This is a genomic window from Marinomonas sp. ef1 (genome assembly GCF_002806845.1).
GTDB classification, from domain to species: Bacteria; Pseudomonadota; Gammaproteobacteria; order Pseudomonadales; family Marinomonadaceae; genus Marinomonas; species Marinomonas polaris.
Window position 1 is genome coordinate 179,323 of sequence record NZ_NHTT01000001.1, and the last position, 20,443, is coordinate 199,765.

The following is a 20,443-nucleotide window of genomic DNA, read 5'->3' on the forward strand; positions in this document are numbered from 1 at the left end:
TATGTTAGCCAGTCCTGTTCGTTCGCCTAGTTCTTTTCGTTTACCAAGTCCTTTTCGTTTAAAAAGAGTCACGCCATTTGGTGTTGGGGAATCCGTTATTGAATGGGCAACAGGACTCGCTAAATTAGATCGCTTGTATCAACAAAGACCAAGCAGCCAGACCAGTTTTGAATTTATGCGTTATACCCTTGAGGCGTTGGATATTGATTATTCGATTGCAAAAGGCAGCGTAGAAAATATTCCTCAAAAAGGCCCTGTGGTGATAGTAGCTAACCATCCACTTGGAGCGATTGAAGGTGTGGTCTTGGCCGATTTGGTTGGACGAGTTCGAAGTGATGTAAAAGTGCTGGCTAATGAATTGCTTAAGCGTTTGCCGGAAATAAGTGACTTATTTATTGGCGTCGATGTTTTTGGTGGCAAATCGGCACAACGCACCAATGGCAAAGCGATTCGTGATGCTCACCGACATTTGGCTGATGGCGGCGTGCTGATTGTGTTTCCTGCTGGGGAAGTATCGACTTATCCGAAAAAATCTAAGGATCAGTCTGCAGAAAAGTCGAGAGAAAAGCAGACATTGGCAGACATTGAATGGAGCCAATCCGTTGCTAATTTCTTAAAACGCAGCGAAGCGACCACGGTGCCGATTTTTATTAATGGCCAAAACAGCGCGCTCTTTTATCAAGTAGGTCGTATTCATCCTTTGTTGCGAACCGCTATGTTGGGAAGGGAGCTACTTAATAAGAAATCCTCGGTGATTGAGATTTCCATTGGCAGTGCCATGCCGTTTTCGGAGGTGAGTCAGTTTGAGAGCAACCAAGATCTTGTTAGTTACTTGCGCTTAAACACCTACTTAATGAGTCCTCAACATGCTCAGGAACGTGTGTTCCAGCATGGCAGCACAGATTTGCCAATCATTGCGCCAGTTGATCAAGATTTATTAGAAGAAGAAATTGTCAGTCTGCCAGGCGAGGTGCTGTTGCTGAAACAAGGTGATTTCAGTGTTTACTGTGCGCCGACAGAATCTATTCCTCAGTTAATCCAAGAAATCGGTCGTATTCGTGAAGAAAACTTCCGTGCCGTGGGGGAAGGAAGTGGTTTAGCCTGCGACATTGATGAATACGATGGTTATTACCATCAATTGTTCGTTTGGCATCATGGTAATAAAGAAGTCGTCGGTGCCTATCGAATGGGAATGGTGGACAAGCTCATCGAAGCGCATGGTTTAGAAGGCTTGTACTCACGCAGCTTGTTTAACTATGACCAAGCTTTTATCGACAGCCTAGATCACAGCATTGAAATGGGGCGATCTGTTGTCGCGGCTAAGTATCAAAAGAACTTAAATTCATTGCTTTTACTTTGGAAAGGCATTGCGACCTTTGCTTATCGGAACCCTAAATATACGCATTTATTTGGCCCTGTGAGCATTAGTAATGATTATAGTCACACAGCTCGCCAGTTAATCGCCGCGACTTTGTCGATCCATTATTACGATAAAGCGAAAGCCAGTTTAGTGATGCCATCGACGCCACTACGAAACAGTGGCTCGGTATTTTGGCAACCTAATTTATTATCATCTTTGGCGAGTGTTACGCTGCTTTCTAAAGTTTTATCGAGAATGGAGCAGGGCAAAGGCTTGCCTGTATTGATTCGTCAGTACTTAAAAATGAACGGCAAGTTAGTGTGTTTTAACATCGATCCAGCGTTTCATTATTCATTGGATGGATTGATTGTGGTGAATTTAAAAGATGTGCCTTTATCGATTCTGGCTAAATACATGGGACAGGATGAAGCTAAAATTTATTTAAGCGATACGCCTAAAGTGTGAACGCCAAATTAAAATAAGACCACTTAGCAGTAGTAAGTAATAACGATGTAAGATCATCGCTGTTACTTACTACGAGTGTTCATTTCGCGAATGATTTCAATGACCTTATCTGGATACTGCAGATTTATGATGTGTCCCGCACCTTCAATCCACTCTACTTTTAGCTCACTATTTTTAAATAAGCTTGTGGCGTAAGTCGCACTTGCTGGATCGACCAAGGTATCGTCTGTACCTTGCAGAATAGTAATGGGTGTCGTTAATTCACTCAAATTGTTTTGGGCTGCTTCTAAGCTGCTAGTTAGATCTAATACTTCCATATTTGAGTGGTTCCACATATCTGGAACCAGCAAATTTGGTGTCCAATCGAGTAGCGTATTATACCAACGAGCCTCTGCTAGTTCTGGTTTTAGGTCACCAGCTAAAATCACCACACCACGAACAAAGTCAGGGTGATCTGCTGCTAAAATAGGCACCAAAGAGGCTCCTAGAGAATGACCAACCAAGATGATTTTTTGTTTTCCATTACGCTCCCAAATATTTTCTAGCATCGGGCCGATCATAGCTGATTGAGTTTGTAACTTAGTTGGAAAGTCCCCAGCATAAGTCGATTTACCCCAGCCCGGTCTATCTATAGAGATAAGACGAAAGCTTTGTTTGAGTTTAGCGTCTTGAAAATAGCGGGCAAAAGAAGTCCAATCTCCCGGTGTGCCATGAACAAACACTATGGTATCGCGCGGTTTTTCACTTGGGTCACTGCTGGCGTAGTGAAGCTTAAAATCGCCATCAGGGCCTTCCATATACAAAACATGATCTTGAATAAGCCCCGGCGTATTTATAACCTGTTGAGCGATACCTTCATTTTCTTTTATTTCTTTAGGCATGCTACAAGCAACTAAAAAAATAGTCGACAGACAGATAAAACAGAGCTTTAAGTAAGAATGTATAGTGTTCAAAATTAATCTCATTGATGAGGTTCCAAAATAAGAAAAATGGCTCTGTGTGGAAATAATTCGTTTGTGCTAATGATTATACATTTTATACGTTAATATTTGCCTATCATTTTTGTGTCGGCCTCTCGAACTAATTAATTTCTCGATTAATCACGTCTTTTTTACTACTTATTTCTTTCACTCTCTTTATCTTGATCTAACGCAATGTTTTGAATTGCAACTACACTCATAATCCAGCCTTATAGTAAGCCTTATAACTTTTTGAGGCTTCGGTGGGCGTTGGATAACAAGAACACTCAATGAAGTAAGTGTCTACGATCGTCTTTTTTCTCAATCAAATGAATGGGTTGAAGTTATATGATTAACGAAGCTGTAGTGGAATTATCGCGATTTCAGTTTGCTTTCACTGCTCTGTACCACTATTTGTTTGTCCCGTTAACACTAGGGATGTCTTTCTTACTTGCGATCATGGAGTCCGTCTATGTCATAACAGGTAAGCAAGTCTACAAAGACATGGTTAAGTTCTGGGGTAAATTGTTTGGTATTAACTTTGCGCTAGGCGTAACAACAGGTTTGACGATGGAGTTCCAGTTCGGGACTAACTGGTCTTACTACTCGCATTACGTTGGCGATATTTTTGGTGCACCTTTGGCCATCGAAGGCTTGATGGCTTTCTTCCTTGAATCAACCTTGGTTGGTTTGTTCTTCTTTGGTTGGGATCGCCTAAGCAAAGTGAAGCACTTGGTAGTAACTTGGGGCGTGGCGCTAGGTTCTAACTTGTCGGCTTTGTGGATCTTAATTGCCAACGGTTGGATGCAGAACCCAGTAGGTTCAGAGTTCAACTACGAAACAATGAGAATGGAATTGGTTGATTTCGGTGCTTTATTGTTTAACCCAGTTGCGCAGGTGAAATTTGTTCACACTGTATCAGCAGGCTACACAACGGGGGCGATATTCGTTCTTGTTATTTCAAGCTACTACTTATTAAAAGGCCGTGACCTTGCTTTTGCTCGTCGCTCATTTGCGATTGCTTCTGCGTTTGGTTTGGCGTCTATCTTGAGCGTTATCCTTCTAGGTGACGAATCAGGTTACGAGCTAGGCGAAGTGCAAAAAGTGAAATTAGCTGCGGTTGAGGCTGAGTGGGAAACACAGCCTGCGCCTGCGGACTTCACGCTAATCGGCTTCCCGAACCAAGAGCTTCAAGAAACCGAGTACGCGATAAAAATCCCAGGCTTAATGGGCTTGATCGCGACGCGCTCCCTCGACAAAGAAGTAGAGGGCATCAAAGAGCTGAAAGAGCATAACCGCCAACGTATTATCAATGGTATTTATGCCAACCAGTTGCTTGAAAAATTGCGTAGCGGTTCAACGGATCCGCTGGTAAAAGAAAACTTCGAGAAAGTGAAAGACGATCTTGGTTACGGTTTGCTAGTAACCGCATTTAACGAAGACATTAACAAGGTGACCTCTGAAGAGATCGATCAGGCGGTAGAGTATTCAATTCCTCAAGTTGCGCCGTTGTTCTTTGCCTTCCGTATCATGGTTGGTTGTGGCTTCGTGATGTTGGTTGTTTTCGCTGCGGCTTTCTATCAAAACGCACGTCGTCGTATTGGCAACAATCCTTTGTTCCTTAAGTTCATTATGTTGTGCTTGCCTCTGCCTTGGATTGCGAATGAAGCAGGCTGGTTTGTTGCAGAATATGGCCGTCAGCCATGGGCGATTGGTGAGATTTTACCTGTTCACGTTGCGGTATCCAGTTTAACGGCTACTGAGATTTGGATAACGATTGCTGGTTTTGCCGTGTTGTATACCACGTTCTTGATTGCCGAGATGTACTTGATGATTCGTTTTGCTAAGCAAGGTCCTTCTAGCTTACATACTGGTCGTTATGCACTTGAACAAGAAACGTCTCAGCTAAAACAAGAGGTGTAAGATGGATTACGAATTATTAAAAGTCATTTGGTGGGTATTGATCGGTGTTCTACTGATCGGATTCTCTGTGACAGACGGTTTTGATATGGGCGTTGGTAGCTTGTTGAAAGTGATCGGCGGTACGGATTCAGAACGTCGTATTATGATCAACTCAATTGCCCCTCACTGGGACGGCAACCAAGTTTGGTTTATCACAGCGGGTGGTGCTTTGTTTGCTGCTTGGCCTGTGGTTTACGCAACATCCTTCTCTGGTTTTTACTTTGCGATGATGTTGGTGTTGGCGGCGTTATTCTTCCGTCCAATCGGCTTCGATTACCGTTCTAAACTTGAAAATACAAAATGGCGTACTAGCTGGGATTGGGGGATTACCTTTGGTTCTGCTGTACCACCTATTATTTTCGGTGTGGCATTTGGTAACTTGTTGCAAGGCGTTCCATTTGAGTTTGACCAATATTTGCGTGCGACCTATACCGGTTCTTTCTTTGCACTACTAAACCCATTTGCGATTGTCTGTGGTTTGGTTAGCTTGCTAATGTTAATGACGCAAGGCGGTGCTTGGTTGCAGATGAAAACAGATGATGCCTTGCTTGTAAAAGCCAGTCGTATCACTGCGATAACCGGTGCATTAGCGGCTGTGTTGTTTATTTTAGCAGGCGTGTGGTTGGCTTACGGCATCGATGGTTATGTCATTACCAGTGTCATTGATGGCAATAAAGTCATGACACCATTAATGAAAACAGCAGAAGTACAGCCAGGTGCATGGTTAGCAAACTATGAAAAAGTGCCTGCGCTTATGTTGGCTCCTCTCATTGGTATTGCGGGTATGTTGTTTGCTGCACTGGCGAGTGTAATGAAAAAAGGCGCATTGGCTTTCTTGAGTTCATCATTAGGTATTGCTGGCATTATCGTTACCGCTGGTGGATCAATGTTCCCATTCTTGATGCCTTCTTCAAGCTACCCAAGCATGAGTTTGACTATGTGGGATGCGACGTCAAGTGAGAAAACCATGATGATCATGTTTGTTGTGGCTTGTATCTTTGTGCCAATCGTTCTTGCCTATACCTTGTGGAACTACTTTGTAATGTATGGCCGTTTGACGAAGAAACACATCGAAGAAAACAATCATTCACTTTACTAGTCATTGGCAAAGAAGATAGAGCTCGCAGAGCTCTATCTTTAGTAACAAATAGAGGAATAAGTTATGTGGTATTTTGCTTGGGTTCTTGGCGTATTGTTGGCCTGTTCATTCGGCATCATCAATGCGGTTTGGTTAGAATTTAGTGGTTACGAAGGTGAAGAGGAGCAAAAGTAAGCCTTATGACGAGAGAGAAGGGAGCACAAAAAGCTCGTCGAACTGGTCGAATTAAAACACCGGAAGCGGTATTTTTGGGACAGTTAGCGAATCAGCAGTCATCAAAATACCGTCTTGCACAAGGCTTCGGTGTTCTGTTTGCCGTGTCTTTGGTGTTGCAGGCTTGGGTGCTAGCAAATGTATTTTCAGATATGGCGCTGCACCAGTCTTTTTCTATATCTCTCTTAGTAGTTGGTTTATTTGCTCTACTAATCCGTGCCTTGGCTAACTTTGGTCGAGAGCGTATTTGCACTGGCGCAAGCCGTGATATTCGTTACGGCTTGCGAGGTAAATTGGTGTCGCATCTGACAAATCTTGGGCCAGCGCGCTTAAGAATCGAAGAAGATGCGGCGCTTTCTACTCGTGTTTACGAACAAGTAGACGCGTTAGATGATTTCTTTAGTCGCTATAAACCACAAGTGTTTATGGTGACCTTAATTCCTTGTGTGATCCTACTCTCCGTTGTTTCTATTTCTTGGATCGCCTTCTTTGTTTTTATGATGACCGCGCCTTTGGTCATTATCTTTATGATCTTTGTCGGCCACAAAGCCGCACAAGCCAACCGTCGGCAATTTAATGTATTGGCCATGTTGTCCAATCAATTTATGGACTTGAACCAAGGTCTTGCCGAATTAAAACGCCTGAATAGAACTAATGAAGCACGAGAACGTTTGTCTGATAGTGCCAATGCCTATCAGAAAACCACCATGAGTGTTTTGGTGTTGGCATTTCTATCTACCGCCACCCTTGAGCTTTTCGCATCATTGTCTATCGCCATGATTGCCTTGTATTTAGGGCTTGGCTTATTGGAAGTCTTGCCATGGCAAGTCGGATCATCACCTGTTACCTTGACTCAAGCCATGTTCCTTTTATTGCTCGCGCCTGAATTTTATTTACCCTTGCGTCAGCTGGGTAACGATTACCACGCGAAGCAAAAAGCCGAAGCCGCCGCGACCGATTTATTAGAGATTTTAGATGCGCCGGTTCATGCCGCTGCCTCGCAAGAAGAAGTAAGTCGTGTTAGTGAATCGAATAATGCTGCAACGCCCAATCAACTGACATCTATACAGTTTGAGAACCTAAGTTGGCGAGAAGATGGTCGTTATCGACTTGCGCCAATCACCGCGACAATTAACAAAGGCGAACGCGTCTGGTTGAGCGGTGAATCGGGCGTTGGGAAATCCAGTCTCTTGCATCTTTTACTGGGTTTTGAAGAAAACTACCAAGGAATGTTTCTCGTGAACAGTCAGCCGTTTGGTGAACTGAATTTGGCCTCTTGGCGAGCAAAACTCGCTTGGTTGCCACAAACACCAGAATGGGTAAACGGCAGCATTCGTCGTAATTTACTTTTGGGTCTTGGCAGCAAAGAGGGAGCAGCGCTTCCAAGTGAAGACGAGATACATGCCGCGCTGCGAGAAAGCCAATGTGATGAGTTTATTCAAGCGTTACCAGCAGGACTGGAAACCAAACTAACCGAGCTAGGCGCAGGGCTGTCTGGCGGACAAATGCAGCGTCTTTCTATTGCCCGAGCTTTATTGTCCAAAGCGGATATGTGGCTGCTTGATGAACCTTGTTCTGGTCTCGACAAAGAAACCGCTCAAGCGGTGCTTGAGACGCTGGAAAAAGCATCAAAAGGCAAAACCTTACTCATCGTCAGCCATGATACGCATCCCATTGCATGGGTCGACAAACATTGGTCGTTAACCAAAGGAGGCTTGCATGAGCAGTCACGCAAAGAAAACCGCCAAGCTATCGCTTAAGCGCCTTTTATTGGCCAATCCTTGGGGATTTATAATTCCCGTTATGACTGGCATCGCCGCGACCTTGGCGGGTGTTGCGCTATTAGGCATATCCGGTTGGTTTATTTCTGCTGCGGGTCTTGCGACTGCACTGGGTGGCGCGCTAGCTTTTAATTATTTAACCCCTGGCGCCATCGTGCGAGGCATGGCAATACTCAGAACAGCAGGGCGTTATGGCGAACAAGTCACTGCGCATAATCATTTATTGGGATTACTGCGAACTTTGCGTCTTTGGGTATGGGATCAGAGAGTCGCAAAAGACGCGGCCAATCTACATGAACAAAGCCGAGGCGATTTGCTACAGCGACTAGTCAGCGATCTTGACCAAATTATTCGTTGGCCTTTGGTCGTCTTCTTGCCTTGGATTTATGCGTTATTGGCGTATGCCGCTGTAGCGATTTTTGCCTACTTCATCTTGCCCTCGTTACTGTGGCCATTATCTATTGCTGCGCTATTTCATGTTTTCGTGGTGCCTTATGTATGTGGGCATTTTGCCAGCCATGCTGTGCACGTCGGGCAGATTTTAGGTGTACATCGCCGTAGTCGCTTTGTCAGTTTGTTTTCTGCTTTGATTACTTTGACCATTCGTGGACATTGGGGAGATTATGCGCAACGCCTTGGTGAACTGGACGAACGACAACGGCGCATGGAAATTCGTATCCAAAAAGCCGTGAGTTTGGGTCGATTATTGGCTTATGGTGTGACTATTATCCTACTTGCTAGCAGCTTCTATTTATTGGGCAGCTTTGATGCAGAAACAGGTCGTTGGACATTATTAGACGGTGTTCAAGGTACTTGGGTTGTGGGTTTTGTCTTATCTTTATTAGCAGTGAATGAGCTGGTATTGCCCTTAGTGCAATCCTTCGTCGCACAAGGTCAGTCTCAGGTTGGCCTGCGTCGTTTGAATCAATTACATCAAGATGCCAAAGTCCAACCAGAAAGCAAAACACAAGCGATTCATCGCATGTCATTCAAACATTGGCGTGGCTTTCATGCCTCAAGTGGCATGGGCAATCAAGCTATCGACTTTTGCGTTCAAACTGGCGAATCACTATGGCTTCGTGGCGCCAGCGGCTCAGGTAAATCCACGCTATTGGCCTCCATTGCAGGCGACTGCTTGTCCTCTGGCGATGCATTAATTAACAATGAAAAATGCGACCTTTACAGCAACCAATCGTACCAAGCACAGCTAAGCTATTTACCTCAATCACCTTATATCTTCCAACAAAGCATCGGCGCGAACTTACGCCTTGGAAACCCAGAATCAACCGACGACGAACTCTGGTCTGTTTTAGAAGCCGTCGCCCTAGCCGAATGGGCTCGCAACCTACCAAATGGCTTGGAAACCTTACTCAGCTCACAAGGCCGAAACCTTTCCGGCGGACAACGCAAACGCCTCGCGTTAGCGCGCTTATTGCTAAGAAAGTCTCCAGTCTTACTGCTAGACGAACCCTTTGATGGACTAGACAAAGCCACCATTGAGACTATTTGTCACTCGCTTCAGAACGACTACAAACCGGATATTTTGATTCTCGTCAGTCACGTTAGCAGTCGCATCGGCGACAACTCAAGAGTCATCGAGCTTTAGCTCTATAACTCCCTAGCTAATCGTAGGGCATCATAAGCGCAGCGTAATGTGCCGTTGAAAGCGAAGCTTTCATTGTGGGTCGCGGCTTTAGCTCTACGCGGAATCCATGTTCCATTCAAACGCTTTGTATTCCCGACCTTTTTTCCGCTCTGCTGAGCGGGTAACTTTTTGCTAGCGCCCAAAAAGTAACCAAAAATTCGCTTTAAGATCTTTAATGCCTGATTTTCATCATAGGCGCATGATTGCTGCCTACGCTCGTTATATCGTAAGGCATGGATTGTTCTTTTAGTAAGAGATACATCTTCAAACAATGACTCTGAAACTCCATAAAGTCGCGCAACTTCGTCGCGTCGAACTGATTTCATCGTAGCTATTCGTGTAAAACCAAAGCGTAGGTCATCATGAGTGCAGCGACTCTTTAATCAAAAAAGCGCCGTTGAAAGCGAAGCTTTCATTGTGGCTCGCGGCTTTAGGCCGACACGGAATTCATGTTCCATTCAAACGCTTTGCATTCCCGACCTTTATTCCGCACTTTAATTCAGGGAAAAGCTGAGCGGGTAACTTTTGCCAAACGACGCAAAAGTAACAAAAAGGTCTCTTTGTCGGGCTTTCGCCCAAACGTCTCATTTATGTTGTTTAATATTGGTTTAGCAACACGACTTTTATCGTAAGGCATAGATTGTTTATTTTCTGGGAGATAGATCCTCAAACAATGACCCTGAAACTCCATAAAGTCGCGCAATCAGGATTGCGTCGAACTGACTTCATCGTAGCCATTCGTGTAAAACCAAAGCGTAGGGCATCATAAGCGTAGCGTAATGTGCCGATTGAAAGCGAAGCTTTCATTGTGGAGTAGCTCGCGGCTTTAGGCCGACGCGGAATTCATGTTCCATTCAAACGCTTTGCATTCCCGACCTTTATTCCGCTCTGCTGAGCGGATAACTTTTTTCTAGCGCCCAAAAAGTAACCAAAAATTCGCTTTAAGATCTTTAATGCCTGATTTTCTTCATCAAGAAATAGCTTTTGCGACGCTCTGGTGCAGTAAGGCATAGATTGTTTTTGCAGGCTTGAGAGAAGTTATTTTCAACTGACTCTTAAACTCCATAAAGCCGCGCAACTTCGTCGCGTCGAAATGACTTCATCGTAGTAAAACCAAAGCGTAGGGCATCATAAGCGCAGCGTAATGTGCCGTTGAAAGCGAAGCTTTCATTGTGGAGTAGGTCGCGGCTTTAGCCCGACAATCAACTCATTGAGAGCAAATAAAGAAAATGTATTTTATGTCTGTATATACAGTTTATTTTTAAAATGGTTATTTTACTATGCGTTTAGCTATTTTAAATAAACTAGTTGAGCGTATTTTATACTGGCAGGAAGTAAGAAAGTCTTTTACTATCAATGGATAAGAATATCGGCAGACGAGATGACGCGCTGTGGATAAAGTAAATAACACACATGCTCGTTTTTCCAGTTTTTATTTTTGTTAATGTCCTTATAAAATCTTTATTATTCATATAGTTATAAGAATATTCTGAGGTTTTAGAAATTGTTTAAATGCGCATGCGCATTAATAAAAATTTATGGCAATTAGCTTAGGAGACAATAAATGGATTTATTCAATTCGGGTAAAGTAAGAAACAGAATCAAAGTCAGAAGCGTTATTCTAGCCTTGATTGTCCATGCATGTCTGGCTTTTTTTACGCTTGGTATCTCACTTATACTGTTACTGATCATAGGACTGATTACAAACTCATTTGTAAATAGAGAAGTGGTCGAAGCGTCATCTATCTCTAATAAATTCAAGAAAAACTTTCCGTTTAAATACTATGGTCAGATATTTGGTAGTTTCCAGCATGTCTTTTCTCATTCAGAAATAATAGAAAAAAACTTGTATCTGGCTATCGAATCAGAACTATGTGATAAAACTCCAATAAACTCTTTGGAGGCGGTCACGATAACAGATATAGATAACGACTTATCTGAAACTGAGGGTCGAACCTTCATTCGAGCTTCGTCAACTAATACTCCAATGGGGACATCTATAACAATTGTTTTTAATCAGGCAAGCTACGGGAAGATGCAGTCTATAGAATGGCGAGTGCTTGGTGGCGGTTTTATCGATCGTGATAAGAAATTTAATTTGGTTGCATATTCTGTATTTACGTTTTTATTCTGGATAATACCTTACGTAAAACAAGAACATGACTTGTTAGCTAGAGTCAGAACGATATACCCTGGTTCATTTAATGATATTGATGTAATTACACAAATTAGGTGTCTTCACGATGCAGTTTTTAATGCAATGATAAAAGAATTGGAAAAAAATCACATTGATACGAGTGAGCTAAAAGCTCAAAAGATGCAAGTAATGAATATCACAATTTCTGGGGGTAAAGTTAATATAGGGAATGTTGTTCAAGGTGCCATGAATAAAGTATCCAATGCTGCTAAAGGAGGAAAGTTATGAGTAAGGGAAATATAAATATCACTATTTCTGGTGGTAGTGGAAAATTTGGCAATATTGTTCAAGGAGATAATAACAATATGTCTAGCACCACTAAAAGAGCGCTAGAGGATTTTAATTCTGATATCTCTGACTTACTAAGGGTAGGTAAAGTAACTGAAGATCAAATTGAGAGTTTGAAACGAGAAGTGGATTTACTAACTCAAGTAAATAACGACAAGGATCTTGTTGACCGTGCAAGAGCACTATACGAAAAATACTCATGGGCGATCGATCCTTTAAAAAAGCTATTTGCTATTATTCTGCCATAACAAGGGCAGCAACAGCGACGTTCGTACCTCGAGTGCGTTCTGCCGGCGTTAGGCAAATTAACCTCGCCCCTCATGTCAATATTTATCGTACAGGGATTTAGAAGATGAATAACATACAAGAAGACCATTATTCACAAGAGCCCGACAGCTTCGAAACCTGGATTAATGAACGCCCTAAGTGGCTACAATCCGCAGCGCGATTACTTATTGACTCGAAAAGAATGCCTAATGACGCTGAAATAACGGAGCTTGCAAGACTATGCTTTAAAGAAGCGTTGGGGGCAAAGGAAGGTTTCTCTAAAATAGTGCCTGGTGCTTTAGCGCAGGCAGCCCAGCGCCCAGAACTACGTATCAATAAAATCTCTGGCGTCTCAGGTGTTAATGCAATCAAAGCAGATGCATCTCTTGCATTTGGCAATACAAACCTTGCAGTTATATATGGTGCAAATGGTTCAGGGAAAACAAGCTTCTCTCGTATTCTAAAACAGGTATGTGGCTCAAGGGCTAAGGATGAACTGCTAGGCAACGTATTCTCTAATGAATCACCACCTGCTGCTGCCGATATAGAGTTATCGATAAGTGGAAAAGCACAGTCAGTTGCTTGGACCCTTAGTGGCGGGGCTTTAGCACATCTACGTCATGTTCATGTTTTCGATACAAAGACTGCACAGATGTACATGGGGAAAAACGAAGCCACATACGAGCCAAGTCGTATGCGTTTCAATTCATCTCTAATTACAATATGTGATCGTGTATCAACATTTCTGAAGCAAGAAAAAAAATGCTCGTGTCGAAGCTCCCTAGTACCCCACCAATGTTAATTCATGCTGTACCAATCCAATGGTTAAATACAATTAAGGCCACCACCAAGCTAGAAGTTATTGAGCAAAAATGTGAGTTCTCTATAGAGCTTGACGAGGAGCGCGTTGCAACAGAAGCAGCTTTGGCTCAAAAAGACGTTGAAGGCCGTCTTAAAGTTATTGCGCAGGATAGACTTGTTCACAAAAGGATAAAAGATGGGATTGATAGACTTAAATCCTCTTTGGCTGATGAAGCAATTCAAACTGTAATTACTGCGAGATCCGATGCTAACAAGAAGCGAAATATTGCGAACGAAGAGGCTAAAAAGGTCTTTGCTAACGCAGCCCTTGATGGGGTAGGGCAAAGCACATGGATGGCACTATGGAAGCATGCAAAGGAATTTTCTGAAAAGCACGCATATCCCAATGTCAATTTTCCATCTACTGGAGATGGATCTCGCTGTGTTCTATGTCAGCAAGAATTCACAATTGATGGAAAAGAGCGTATGGATCACTTTCAGGTATATGTTCAAGGGGGACTTGAGGCAGATGCCAAAGCAGCCGAGAATTTGAGAGATGAGCTAGCGAAGAGAATGCCTAGCCTGCCATTGGAGCATGATTGGTTGATACAAATGAATCAATTGAAAGTGTCAGAGGAAGTAGCTAGGCAATATATGAAAGTGCTAACGCTACGGCGAAAAGCTGTTGATACTGCTGATAGTCTTGCGGCAGTTCCTAAATTTGATTGGAGTTCTCTTGATAAAGCATGTCAACATATATCAAATACTTTTGATATAGAGGAAAAGACCCTAAAAGAACTACAACAGGATGGGCAACGGCTGAAGCTGGAAATAAGACTTAAAGAGCTGCAATCCACTCAGTGGCTAAATCAAAATAAAGCCGCGATTCTAGAGGAGAGAAAAAGACTCAACTCTATTTCTACTTTTGACTCTGCAATTAGACTTACAAGTACAAATGCCCTGACAACAAAAAGTAATGAATTAGCAAAAGTTGAACTTGATGCGGGCTATCAAGAACGCTTTGCCAAAGAGCTAAGAGTGTTAGGGGGCATTAGACTCCCCGTTAAGCCAGTGAGTAAACAACAAGGAAAAGGGAAGATAACATTTGGGCTGACACTGCAAGGTAGCAAATCAACTGTCCCAGCTGAGATAATTTTGAGCGAAGGAGAAATTAGAGTTGTAGCTCTAGCAGCTTTCCTAGCTGATATCACAGGATCTGGTCAAAAATCTCCATTCATATTTGATGATCCGATATCATCTCTTGACCAAGACTTTGAAGAAAAAGTTGTATCTCGACTTGTTGCTTTAGCGATGGATCGTCAGGTTATTATTTTTACACATAGGCTATCACTTTTGTCTCAGGTTGAGTCAGTGACTAGGAAATTAAAAGACCAAGCTCGTGAAAATGGACTTGCAGCCCCTGTTTCTGTAACTGTGGAAACGTTACGAAAGCTCGGGAAAGACTCAGGAATTACAGCTAAATTAAGCCTTCGAGATTCGAAACCAGTGAAAGCTGTGGCACGAATAAAAAACGAATTCCTTCCCCAGCTAAGAAAGCATGTTGATAATGGTGATGCAGATACTTTTGAGAGAGAGGCATGGCAAACCTGTAGCGAATTTAGAATTTTAGTGGAAAAATGCATAGAAAGCGTACTATTGAATGAAGTTCTTGTCAGGTTTAGACGAGATATTCAAACGAAGGGACGGCTGTCAAAATTAACTAAAATAGAGCAGAGCGATTGTGATCTTATTGATGATTTGATGACTCGATACTCAGTTTTTGAGCATTCTCAATCGGATGAATTTCCTGCCCCATGTCCAGATCTTCAACAGATAGAACACGATGTTGATGCATTATCCTCTTGGATTAATGCATTTTAACAAACGTATTAAGACTAGAGAGCTTTGATGGTACAGTGTCTACAATGCCTAACAAACGCAGCACTTGGAACAATTTTCCGCTTCGCGCTAAAGTGTCTGTTACTGCGAGCGTTGGTTCTAGATTGTGGTCTGCATAATAATTTAGGGACAGATGAAAAATAGAACCGCTTTTAATCAGTCCTAAACCACGCTACGAACTTTCAATATTCCACATCAACCCGGAGACAAAATGGAATTAGTCTTACCATCTGCAAAATATATCCAAAGCTATAACGAGTACATCGAAGAGTTGGGTGATGAAGTCCGTTATCCTTTTCCTATGGGTTTTGATCATCAAGATATAGCACAATTGAAATACAGCAAGATTCGGGTCGGCAGTCATCATTTCGTTTCCTAATATGACATCTGTTCGGGCACGTGCCCTTTAATTGTCAGCAGAAATAGGAGAAATAATCGATGAACATACTGGCCAATAAAGTTGCTATTGTTACCGGTGCCAGCACTGGTATTGGTTACGCAACTGCGAAGCTTTTTGCGAAAGAAGGTGCTGCCGTCGTGGTGGCTGCACGGCGACAAACAGAGCTTGATGATCTTGCGGACTCAATCAATGCGGAAGGAGGGCGGGCGCTGGCATTAGCGGGTGACGTTGGTAATGAAGCTTTTGCCAAAGCTCTGGTAGATAAGGCGGTAAGTCACTTTGGTGGATTAGATATCGCTTTCAACAATGCAGCTATCTTAGGTGCTATGGGCCCTGTCTCGGAGATGTCTCAAACGGATTGGAATCAGGTCATTGCGACGAACTTAACCAGTGCATTTTTGGCGGCAAAGTACCAATTGCCTGCTATGGAAGCCCGAAAAGGGGGTTCATTAATTTTTACCTCTACCTTTGTTGGTTACACCGCAGGTATGCCGGGCATGGCGGCCTATGCAGCCAGTAAAGCTGGTCTTATTGGGTTGACTCAAGTACTGGCAACAGAGCATGGGCCTCAGAACATCCGAGTTAATGCTCTTCTGCCTGGTGGCACCGATACGGCAGCGGGACGTGAGTTTGCCAATACGCCTGAAGCATTGGCGTTTGTACGCAACCTGCATGCTCTTAAGCGTATGGCGACACCAGATGAAATTGCTCAGTCCGCATTGTATTTAGCATCCGATGCCTCGAGTTTTACAACGGGTTCAGCGATGTTGGTAGATGGCGGTGTTTCCATAAATCGTGTCTGAGAGAGGTCGCGCCATGTCGGATTATGATCGAATTGCAAGCGCTATGGCTTATTTGGTTGATAGGGCAGTGGATCAGCCCAGCCTTGAAGAGATAGCTGCCCATGTGCATTTGAGTCCGTATCACTTTCAAAGGCTGTTTTGTCGGTGGGCGGGAACTACGCCGAAGCGCTTTTTACAGGTCCTGACATTGGAGCGAGGCAAGGTGTTGCTGGAGAATTCTCATTCCTTGCTCGAAGTATCACATGAACTTGGATTAAGTGGTAGCTCAAGGTTACATGACCATTTTGTACAGCTGGAAGCTGTCACACCTGGTGAGTATAAAAGTCGAGGTAAGCAGGTTCAAATTGAGTACGGCGTACATACCACCCCACTGGGGCCTATGTTTGTCGCGGTAACCCAGCGGGGTGTTTGCCGAGCAGAGTTCATGGACTGCAATAACATGGACGAGATGCTAGATAATTTGCATAACGCTTGGCCGCTCAGTTCAATCAGGGAGAGTCTCCCATCTACGCGCCATGTTGTTGATGCGTTTTTTGGCAGTGATACAGCCGCCATACAAGGTCCGCTATCGATCCACGTGAAGGGGACAAATTTTCAGATCGCTGTATGGCGGGCGCTGCTAAAAATACCACCGGGCGCTGTGGCCAGCTATGCTCAGGTAGCCACAGCACTTGGTGCACCCCGATCAGCAAGAGCCGTTGGTAACGCCATTGGGGCAAATCCTGTTGCGTTACTGATTCCCTGCCACCGAGTGATACAGCAAAGCGGGGCGCTTGGTGGCTACCGTTGGGGCCCTGCCAAGAAGCTTATGGTACAAACATGGGAAAGAATGCGGGATGAAACGGTTGTACAGTAATTTAGATTGAGATGATAAATAGGGGGGGACACCAAGCAAACGTTTCTTGATGTTCAGCGGGCATTTTCATTGCCTCAATTAGATGTCAAGTAGACGGTTATTTGTCGACAAATAACGTATTACGACAAGTCACGTTTTGACGGCCTAAAGGCCGACCTACAAAAAAAACGCAAATAATTTAGGGGAAGATGAGTTTATCAAAGTGTGATTCGATGAATCTGTCTCTCCTTAATCTCCTCCATTTCCCACAATTTTATTGACATTTAATTGTTCTTTATATAGAACGTTCTATATAAAGAACAATTTGAGATGCATGATGAATAAACCGATTCTCGGCTCGTTGGGTCGAAATATACAAAAGTTGCGTATGGCAAAGGGGTTGTCTTTGTCTCAGCTTGCGCTGGATGCTGGGCTGGCGAAGTCTAACTTGTCTCGTATTGAGCAAGGTGAGGGCAATCCGACTTTAGAAACGATTTGGCGTTTGGCAGTACAACTGAATGTTCCGTTTGGGGATCTTGTGGCCAGTGTGGAGTCGACACTGGGCGAAAACGGTGTACAGGTCAGGTTGATTGATCAGGGCGAGGGGAATCCGCGCGTCGATGTGTATTGGATGTCTTGCGCGCCGAACACTATTAAGCAATCAGAGCCGCATATTGCTGGTACGACAGAAGCTATAACCCTTATAAGTGGGCAATTGCTGGCGGGTGAAAGTAATGACTTACGCCATTTGGAAATTGGCAAGGCCCACACTTTCGCTGCAGATGTTCCGCACAGTTATCAAACTGACGATTCATGGGCGACTTTAATGATGGTCATAACTTACGCTAAACAGGAGGTTCAATCATGAGTACGTCAACCCAAACTCTTGCCGGAACACCTTGGAAGCAGGGTGTAAAAGACGCAATTCCGTTACTTGGCGGTTATATTCCGGTGGCCATTTCTTTTGGTCTGATTTCCGTTCAGTCGGGCTTTAGCGTGTTAGAGACTATTCTTATCTCTGCCTTTATTTATGCTGGCGCATCACAGTTTCTCTTTGTTGCCATGGCCGCTTCTGGCGCACCTCTATGGCTGGTGGTCATCATGACGTTGTTAATTAATGCACGGCACATTGTTTATGGGCCAAATCTTTCACCCTACCTAAATCATGATAAAAAGTGGCTTCCACTCATGCATGGTTTAACGGATCAGATCTTTGCGCTTGCTCATGCTCGTTTGCCTCAGCTTCCAGATCAGGCGCGGATAGGCTGGTACACTGGCGCGGCGGTGTTGGCTTGGCTGAGTTGGGTTGCTGGTACCGCACTGGGTGCCATTGCCGGTGACGAATTGACGCAACGTTGGCCATTAATCAACGATATTTTGCCATTTGCACTACCAGCGCTGTTTTTCGTTTTAATCGTTCCACGTTGCAATAATCGTCTATGGACCCTGACCATTGCTTTGTCAGCTGTTGCCGCTGTAATTTTGAAAATGTTAGGTTACCCGAATGTCGCTATTCCATTAGCTGCGATGAGCGGTGCAGTGCTGTTTTATTCGTTAAAGAATCAACGTATTTTGGGAGGACAATGAGTATGGATACATCTATGTGGTTGGCACTTGTTAGCATTGCCATTGGCACGTATTTGCTTCGCCTCTTGCCGTATATTTGGATGAAACGAAGCTTGGCGAAGAGACAAACGGAGGACGGCATAGGATCAATGCCGACTTGGTTAACTATATTGGGACCCACCATGATCGCTGCAATGTTTGGTACTTCTTTAGTGCCTACTCACTCTGATGCTTTGTCATGGCTAGCGACTGGTGTTGGGATACTGGTTACCTTTGGAGTGTGGACGCGCACACGATCTATGGGCTTGCCTATTTTATTTGGGGTCGTGGCATTTGGAATGGTGACGCTAATTTTACCTATATGAAAAGAATAGATTGTTAAGACAATAAATAGACAAGTCAATTTGTGGTAGATGAAAAGCTAAGTTTTTTCATTTGCCACAAAACCCCTCTAAAACATTTCCTCCTATGGATAGCTTGTTGTCTCCACTCAAGGTACATTGGTTACTCGATCTGTACATTTATTAAGATCGACATTGGTTAGTTAAAGCCTACCAGCGTTATTTCCTGGGATATTGGCGTTCAAAGGAGTGCGAGATGCAAGCTAAGTTTACCGTTCAAATTGATTCTTTCCATAAAATCAGCAACATTCAAAATGCGTGGTCCCATGAGGATTATCGTGCCCTAATGAGCATTATGGATTTTGATGACGATGTGGATAAAATGGACGCGGCAGAGCTCAGAGAAATGTGCATGATGTCACTAAATGATCTTGAGCCTGCGGATGCCGCAAAGGCAGTGCTGACTCATTTATTCCCTGAGTTATCTAAAGGGAAAATAGATCAAATTAGCCACGATATGATTGATGATCGTTCGTGGGAAGAGTATCCAGATTGCTTATTTCATGAGCGTTTCTTTAGTGCTTATGCCTTACTGCGCGAAGCTTTTAATGGGATATTTGCAAAGCCAACAGGTGTTGAGCTTGTCATTACGGTTGCCGCTGAACGTGTTGAAGACATGGCGATTTTTGATGAGTCATTACATTCTTCAATTGTGCGGTTATTGGCTAGCGGACAAGGCGATGATGCGTTAATCAATCGTTTATACGAAGATCAAATCAAAGGCACACATTTCCCTGAAGCGCCGGGTCTTGTTTGGCAGCTTAAGCAAATTGCAGACGAAGGCACAACCCGCAAGTTTAGCCTGGTGAGTTCCTATTTCTGGATGGAGAACTTCGAGCAGGTGGAAGGCTTTGAAGCCGAATCTCATGCGGATGTGGAAGAATAGCTTAGTGGTGTGAGTTTAATCAGGCTACTAAGCCAACAAAAAGCGGATCAAATGATTCGCTTTTTTCGTTTTCGAGGTTGGCAAACATGCAGTATTTCGATTTAATCCCGTTCTGTTTATGAATGAAAGCACTTAATCACGAGGCTCAAAATGACCAATTCACCTATTCAAATTGTTTGTCAAAGTTGCAGTACCAAGAATCGCGTACCGAAAGACAAGCTGGGCAATAAGCCTCTTTGTGGCAAGTGTAAGAATCCTGTGCTTTCTACCAGCCCTGTCAAAGGCAATGATCAAAATTTCAGACGTTACATCACAGACAATGATCTGCCTGTGATTGTCGATTTTTGGGCATCATGGTGTGGACCGTGTCAGCAATTCGCACCTATTTTCGAACAAGTGGCGAGTGAGATGTCGACCAAAGCTTGTTTCTTGAAGCTAGATACTGAGCAGAACCAAACGACAGCGGGTGGCTATAATATTCGTTCCATTCCGACTCTAATGATATTTCATCATGGCAAAGAAGTGGCTCGTTTATCCGGTGCGTTACCGAAAGCGCAATTTCAGCAATGGTTAGCTCAGAACTTGCCAGCGGCTTAAGATGTTTTGGATATTGGCA

At 43.7% G+C, this 20,443-nt stretch carries 20 protein-coding genes; 18 read left to right on the forward strand and 2 right to left on the reverse strand.

Features of this window, described 5'->3' with window-relative positions:
• The first annotated feature begins 1 nt into the window (after position 1).
• Positions 2-1,825, forward strand: a complete 1,824-nt coding sequence (locus tag CCS02_RS00840) for a lysophospholipid acyltransferase family protein (RefSeq protein ID WP_100635303.1) — start codon at positions 2-4, stop codon at positions 1,823-1,825.
• 62 nt (positions 1,826-1,887) lie between these two features.
• Here CCS02_RS00840 and CCS02_RS00845 read toward each other — a convergent pair whose 3' ends face one another.
• Positions 1,888-2,706: an alpha/beta fold hydrolase gene (locus CCS02_RS00845; RefSeq protein ID WP_157807958.1), complete on the reverse strand. Its 819-nt coding sequence runs from the start codon at positions 2,704-2,706 to the stop codon at positions 1,888-1,890.
• A 426-nt stretch (positions 2,707-3,132) separates the two neighbouring features.
• On the opposite strand from CCS02_RS00845, the gene CCS02_RS00850 reads away from it, so the two are divergent.
• The 5 genes from CCS02_RS00850 (at position 3,133) to CCS02_RS00870 (ending at position 9,445) form a co-directional block, all read left to right on the forward strand.
• Positions 3,133-4,707: a cytochrome ubiquinol oxidase subunit I gene (locus CCS02_RS00850; RefSeq protein ID WP_100635305.1), complete on the forward strand. Its 1,575-nt coding sequence runs from the start codon at positions 3,133-3,135 to the stop codon at positions 4,705-4,707.
• Between the two features lies 1 nt (position 4,708).
• On the forward strand, positions 4,709-5,845 hold the full coding sequence (gene cydB / locus CCS02_RS00855) for a cytochrome d ubiquinol oxidase subunit II (RefSeq protein WP_100635306.1): 1,137 nt from the start codon (positions 4,709-4,711) through the stop codon (positions 5,843-5,845).
• Between the two features lie 63 nt (positions 5,846-5,908).
• Positions 5,909-6,019 carry a cytochrome bd-I oxidase subunit CydX gene (gene cydX / locus CCS02_RS00860; protein ID WP_072837837.1) on the forward strand — a complete coding sequence of 37 codons (111 nt, stop codon included), beginning with the start codon at positions 5,909-5,911 and terminating at the stop codon, positions 6,017-6,019.
• A gap of 5 nt (positions 6,020-6,024) precedes the next feature.
• Complete coding sequence (gene cydD / locus CCS02_RS00865; protein ID WP_100635307.1) at positions 6,025-7,818, forward strand: thiol reductant ABC exporter subunit CydD; 1,794 nt, start codon at positions 6,025-6,027, stop codon at positions 7,816-7,818.
• Positions 7,778-9,445, forward strand: a complete 1,668-nt coding sequence (locus tag CCS02_RS00870; protein WP_100635308.1) for an amino acid ABC transporter ATP-binding/permease protein — start codon at positions 7,778-7,780, stop codon at positions 9,443-9,445. The genes cydD and CCS02_RS00870 overlap by 41 nt, the downstream gene beginning before the upstream one ends.
• Positions 9,446-9,447: 2 nt before the next feature.
• Here CCS02_RS00870 and CCS02_RS00875 read toward each other — a convergent pair whose 3' ends face one another.
• The gene (locus CCS02_RS00875; protein WP_100635309.1) at positions 9,448-9,810 is read right to left on the reverse strand and encodes a hypothetical protein; all 363 of its coding nucleotides are present in this window, start codon (positions 9,808-9,810) and stop codon (positions 9,448-9,450) included.
• A 1,238-nt stretch (positions 9,811-11,048) separates the two neighbouring features.
• On the opposite strand from CCS02_RS00875, the gene CCS02_RS00880 reads away from it, so the two are divergent.
• The 12 genes from CCS02_RS00880 to trxC all read left to right on the forward strand — a co-directional run bounded on the left by CCS02_RS00880 (position 11,049) and on the right by trxC (position 20,424).
• Positions 11,049-11,909 carry a hypothetical protein gene (locus CCS02_RS00880; protein WP_100635310.1) on the forward strand — a complete coding sequence of 287 codons (861 nt, stop codon included), beginning with the start codon at positions 11,049-11,051 and terminating at the stop codon, positions 11,907-11,909.
• Positions 11,906-12,217, forward strand: coding sequence for a hypothetical protein (locus tag CCS02_RS00885; protein WP_100635311.1), 312 nt, complete (start codon positions 11,906-11,908; stop codon positions 12,215-12,217). The genes CCS02_RS00880 and CCS02_RS00885 overlap by 4 nt, the downstream gene beginning before the upstream one ends.
• Positions 12,218-12,321: 104 nt before the next feature.
• Positions 12,322-13,038 (forward strand): ATP-binding protein, encoded by a 717-nt coding sequence (locus CCS02_RS22215; RefSeq protein ID WP_198515308.1) that lies wholly within the window; start codon positions 12,322-12,324, stop codon positions 13,036-13,038.
• Positions 13,032-14,918, forward strand: a complete 1,887-nt coding sequence (locus CCS02_RS00890; RefSeq protein WP_198515309.1) for an AAA family ATPase — start codon at positions 13,032-13,034, stop codon at positions 14,916-14,918. Before CCS02_RS22215 ends, CCS02_RS00890 begins: the two co-directional genes overlap by 7 nt.
• Positions 14,919-15,147: 229 nt before the next feature.
• Complete coding sequence (locus CCS02_RS22105) at positions 15,148-15,315, forward strand: hypothetical protein (protein WP_157807959.1); 168 nt, start codon at positions 15,148-15,150, stop codon at positions 15,313-15,315.
• Between the two features lie 59 nt (positions 15,316-15,374).
• Positions 15,375-16,139, forward strand: coding sequence for an SDR family oxidoreductase (locus tag CCS02_RS00895; RefSeq protein WP_100635312.1), 765 nt, complete (start codon positions 15,375-15,377; stop codon positions 16,137-16,139).
• Positions 16,140-16,152: 13 nt separating this feature from the next.
• Positions 16,153-16,995: a methylated-DNA--[protein]-cysteine S-methyltransferase gene (locus tag CCS02_RS00900; protein WP_100635313.1), complete on the forward strand. Its 843-nt coding sequence runs from the start codon at positions 16,153-16,155 to the stop codon at positions 16,993-16,995.
• A gap of 316 nt (positions 16,996-17,311) precedes the next feature.
• Positions 17,312-17,842 carry a helix-turn-helix domain-containing protein gene (locus tag CCS02_RS00905; protein WP_100635314.1) on the forward strand — a complete coding sequence of 177 codons (531 nt, stop codon included), beginning with the start codon at positions 17,312-17,314 and terminating at the stop codon, positions 17,840-17,842.
• Complete coding sequence (locus tag CCS02_RS00910) at positions 17,839-18,561, forward strand: AzlC family ABC transporter permease (RefSeq protein ID WP_100635315.1); 723 nt, start codon at positions 17,839-17,841, stop codon at positions 18,559-18,561. Before CCS02_RS00905 ends, CCS02_RS00910 begins: the two co-directional genes overlap by 4 nt.
• Before the next feature lie 2 nt (positions 18,562-18,563).
• Positions 18,564-18,905, forward strand: a complete 342-nt coding sequence (locus CCS02_RS00915; RefSeq protein ID WP_100635316.1) for an AzlD domain-containing protein — start codon at positions 18,564-18,566, stop codon at positions 18,903-18,905.
• 232 nt (positions 18,906-19,137) lie between these two features.
• Positions 19,138-19,827 carry a hypothetical protein gene (locus tag CCS02_RS00920; protein WP_100635317.1) on the forward strand — a complete coding sequence of 230 codons (690 nt, stop codon included), beginning with the start codon at positions 19,138-19,140 and terminating at the stop codon, positions 19,825-19,827.
• Between the two features lie 150 nt (positions 19,828-19,977).
• Entirely contained in the window at positions 19,978-20,424 is a 447-nt protein-coding gene (gene trxC / locus CCS02_RS00925) for a thioredoxin TrxC (protein ID WP_100635318.1), read from the forward strand.
• The last annotated feature ends 19 nt before the right edge of the window (positions 20,425-20,443 follow it).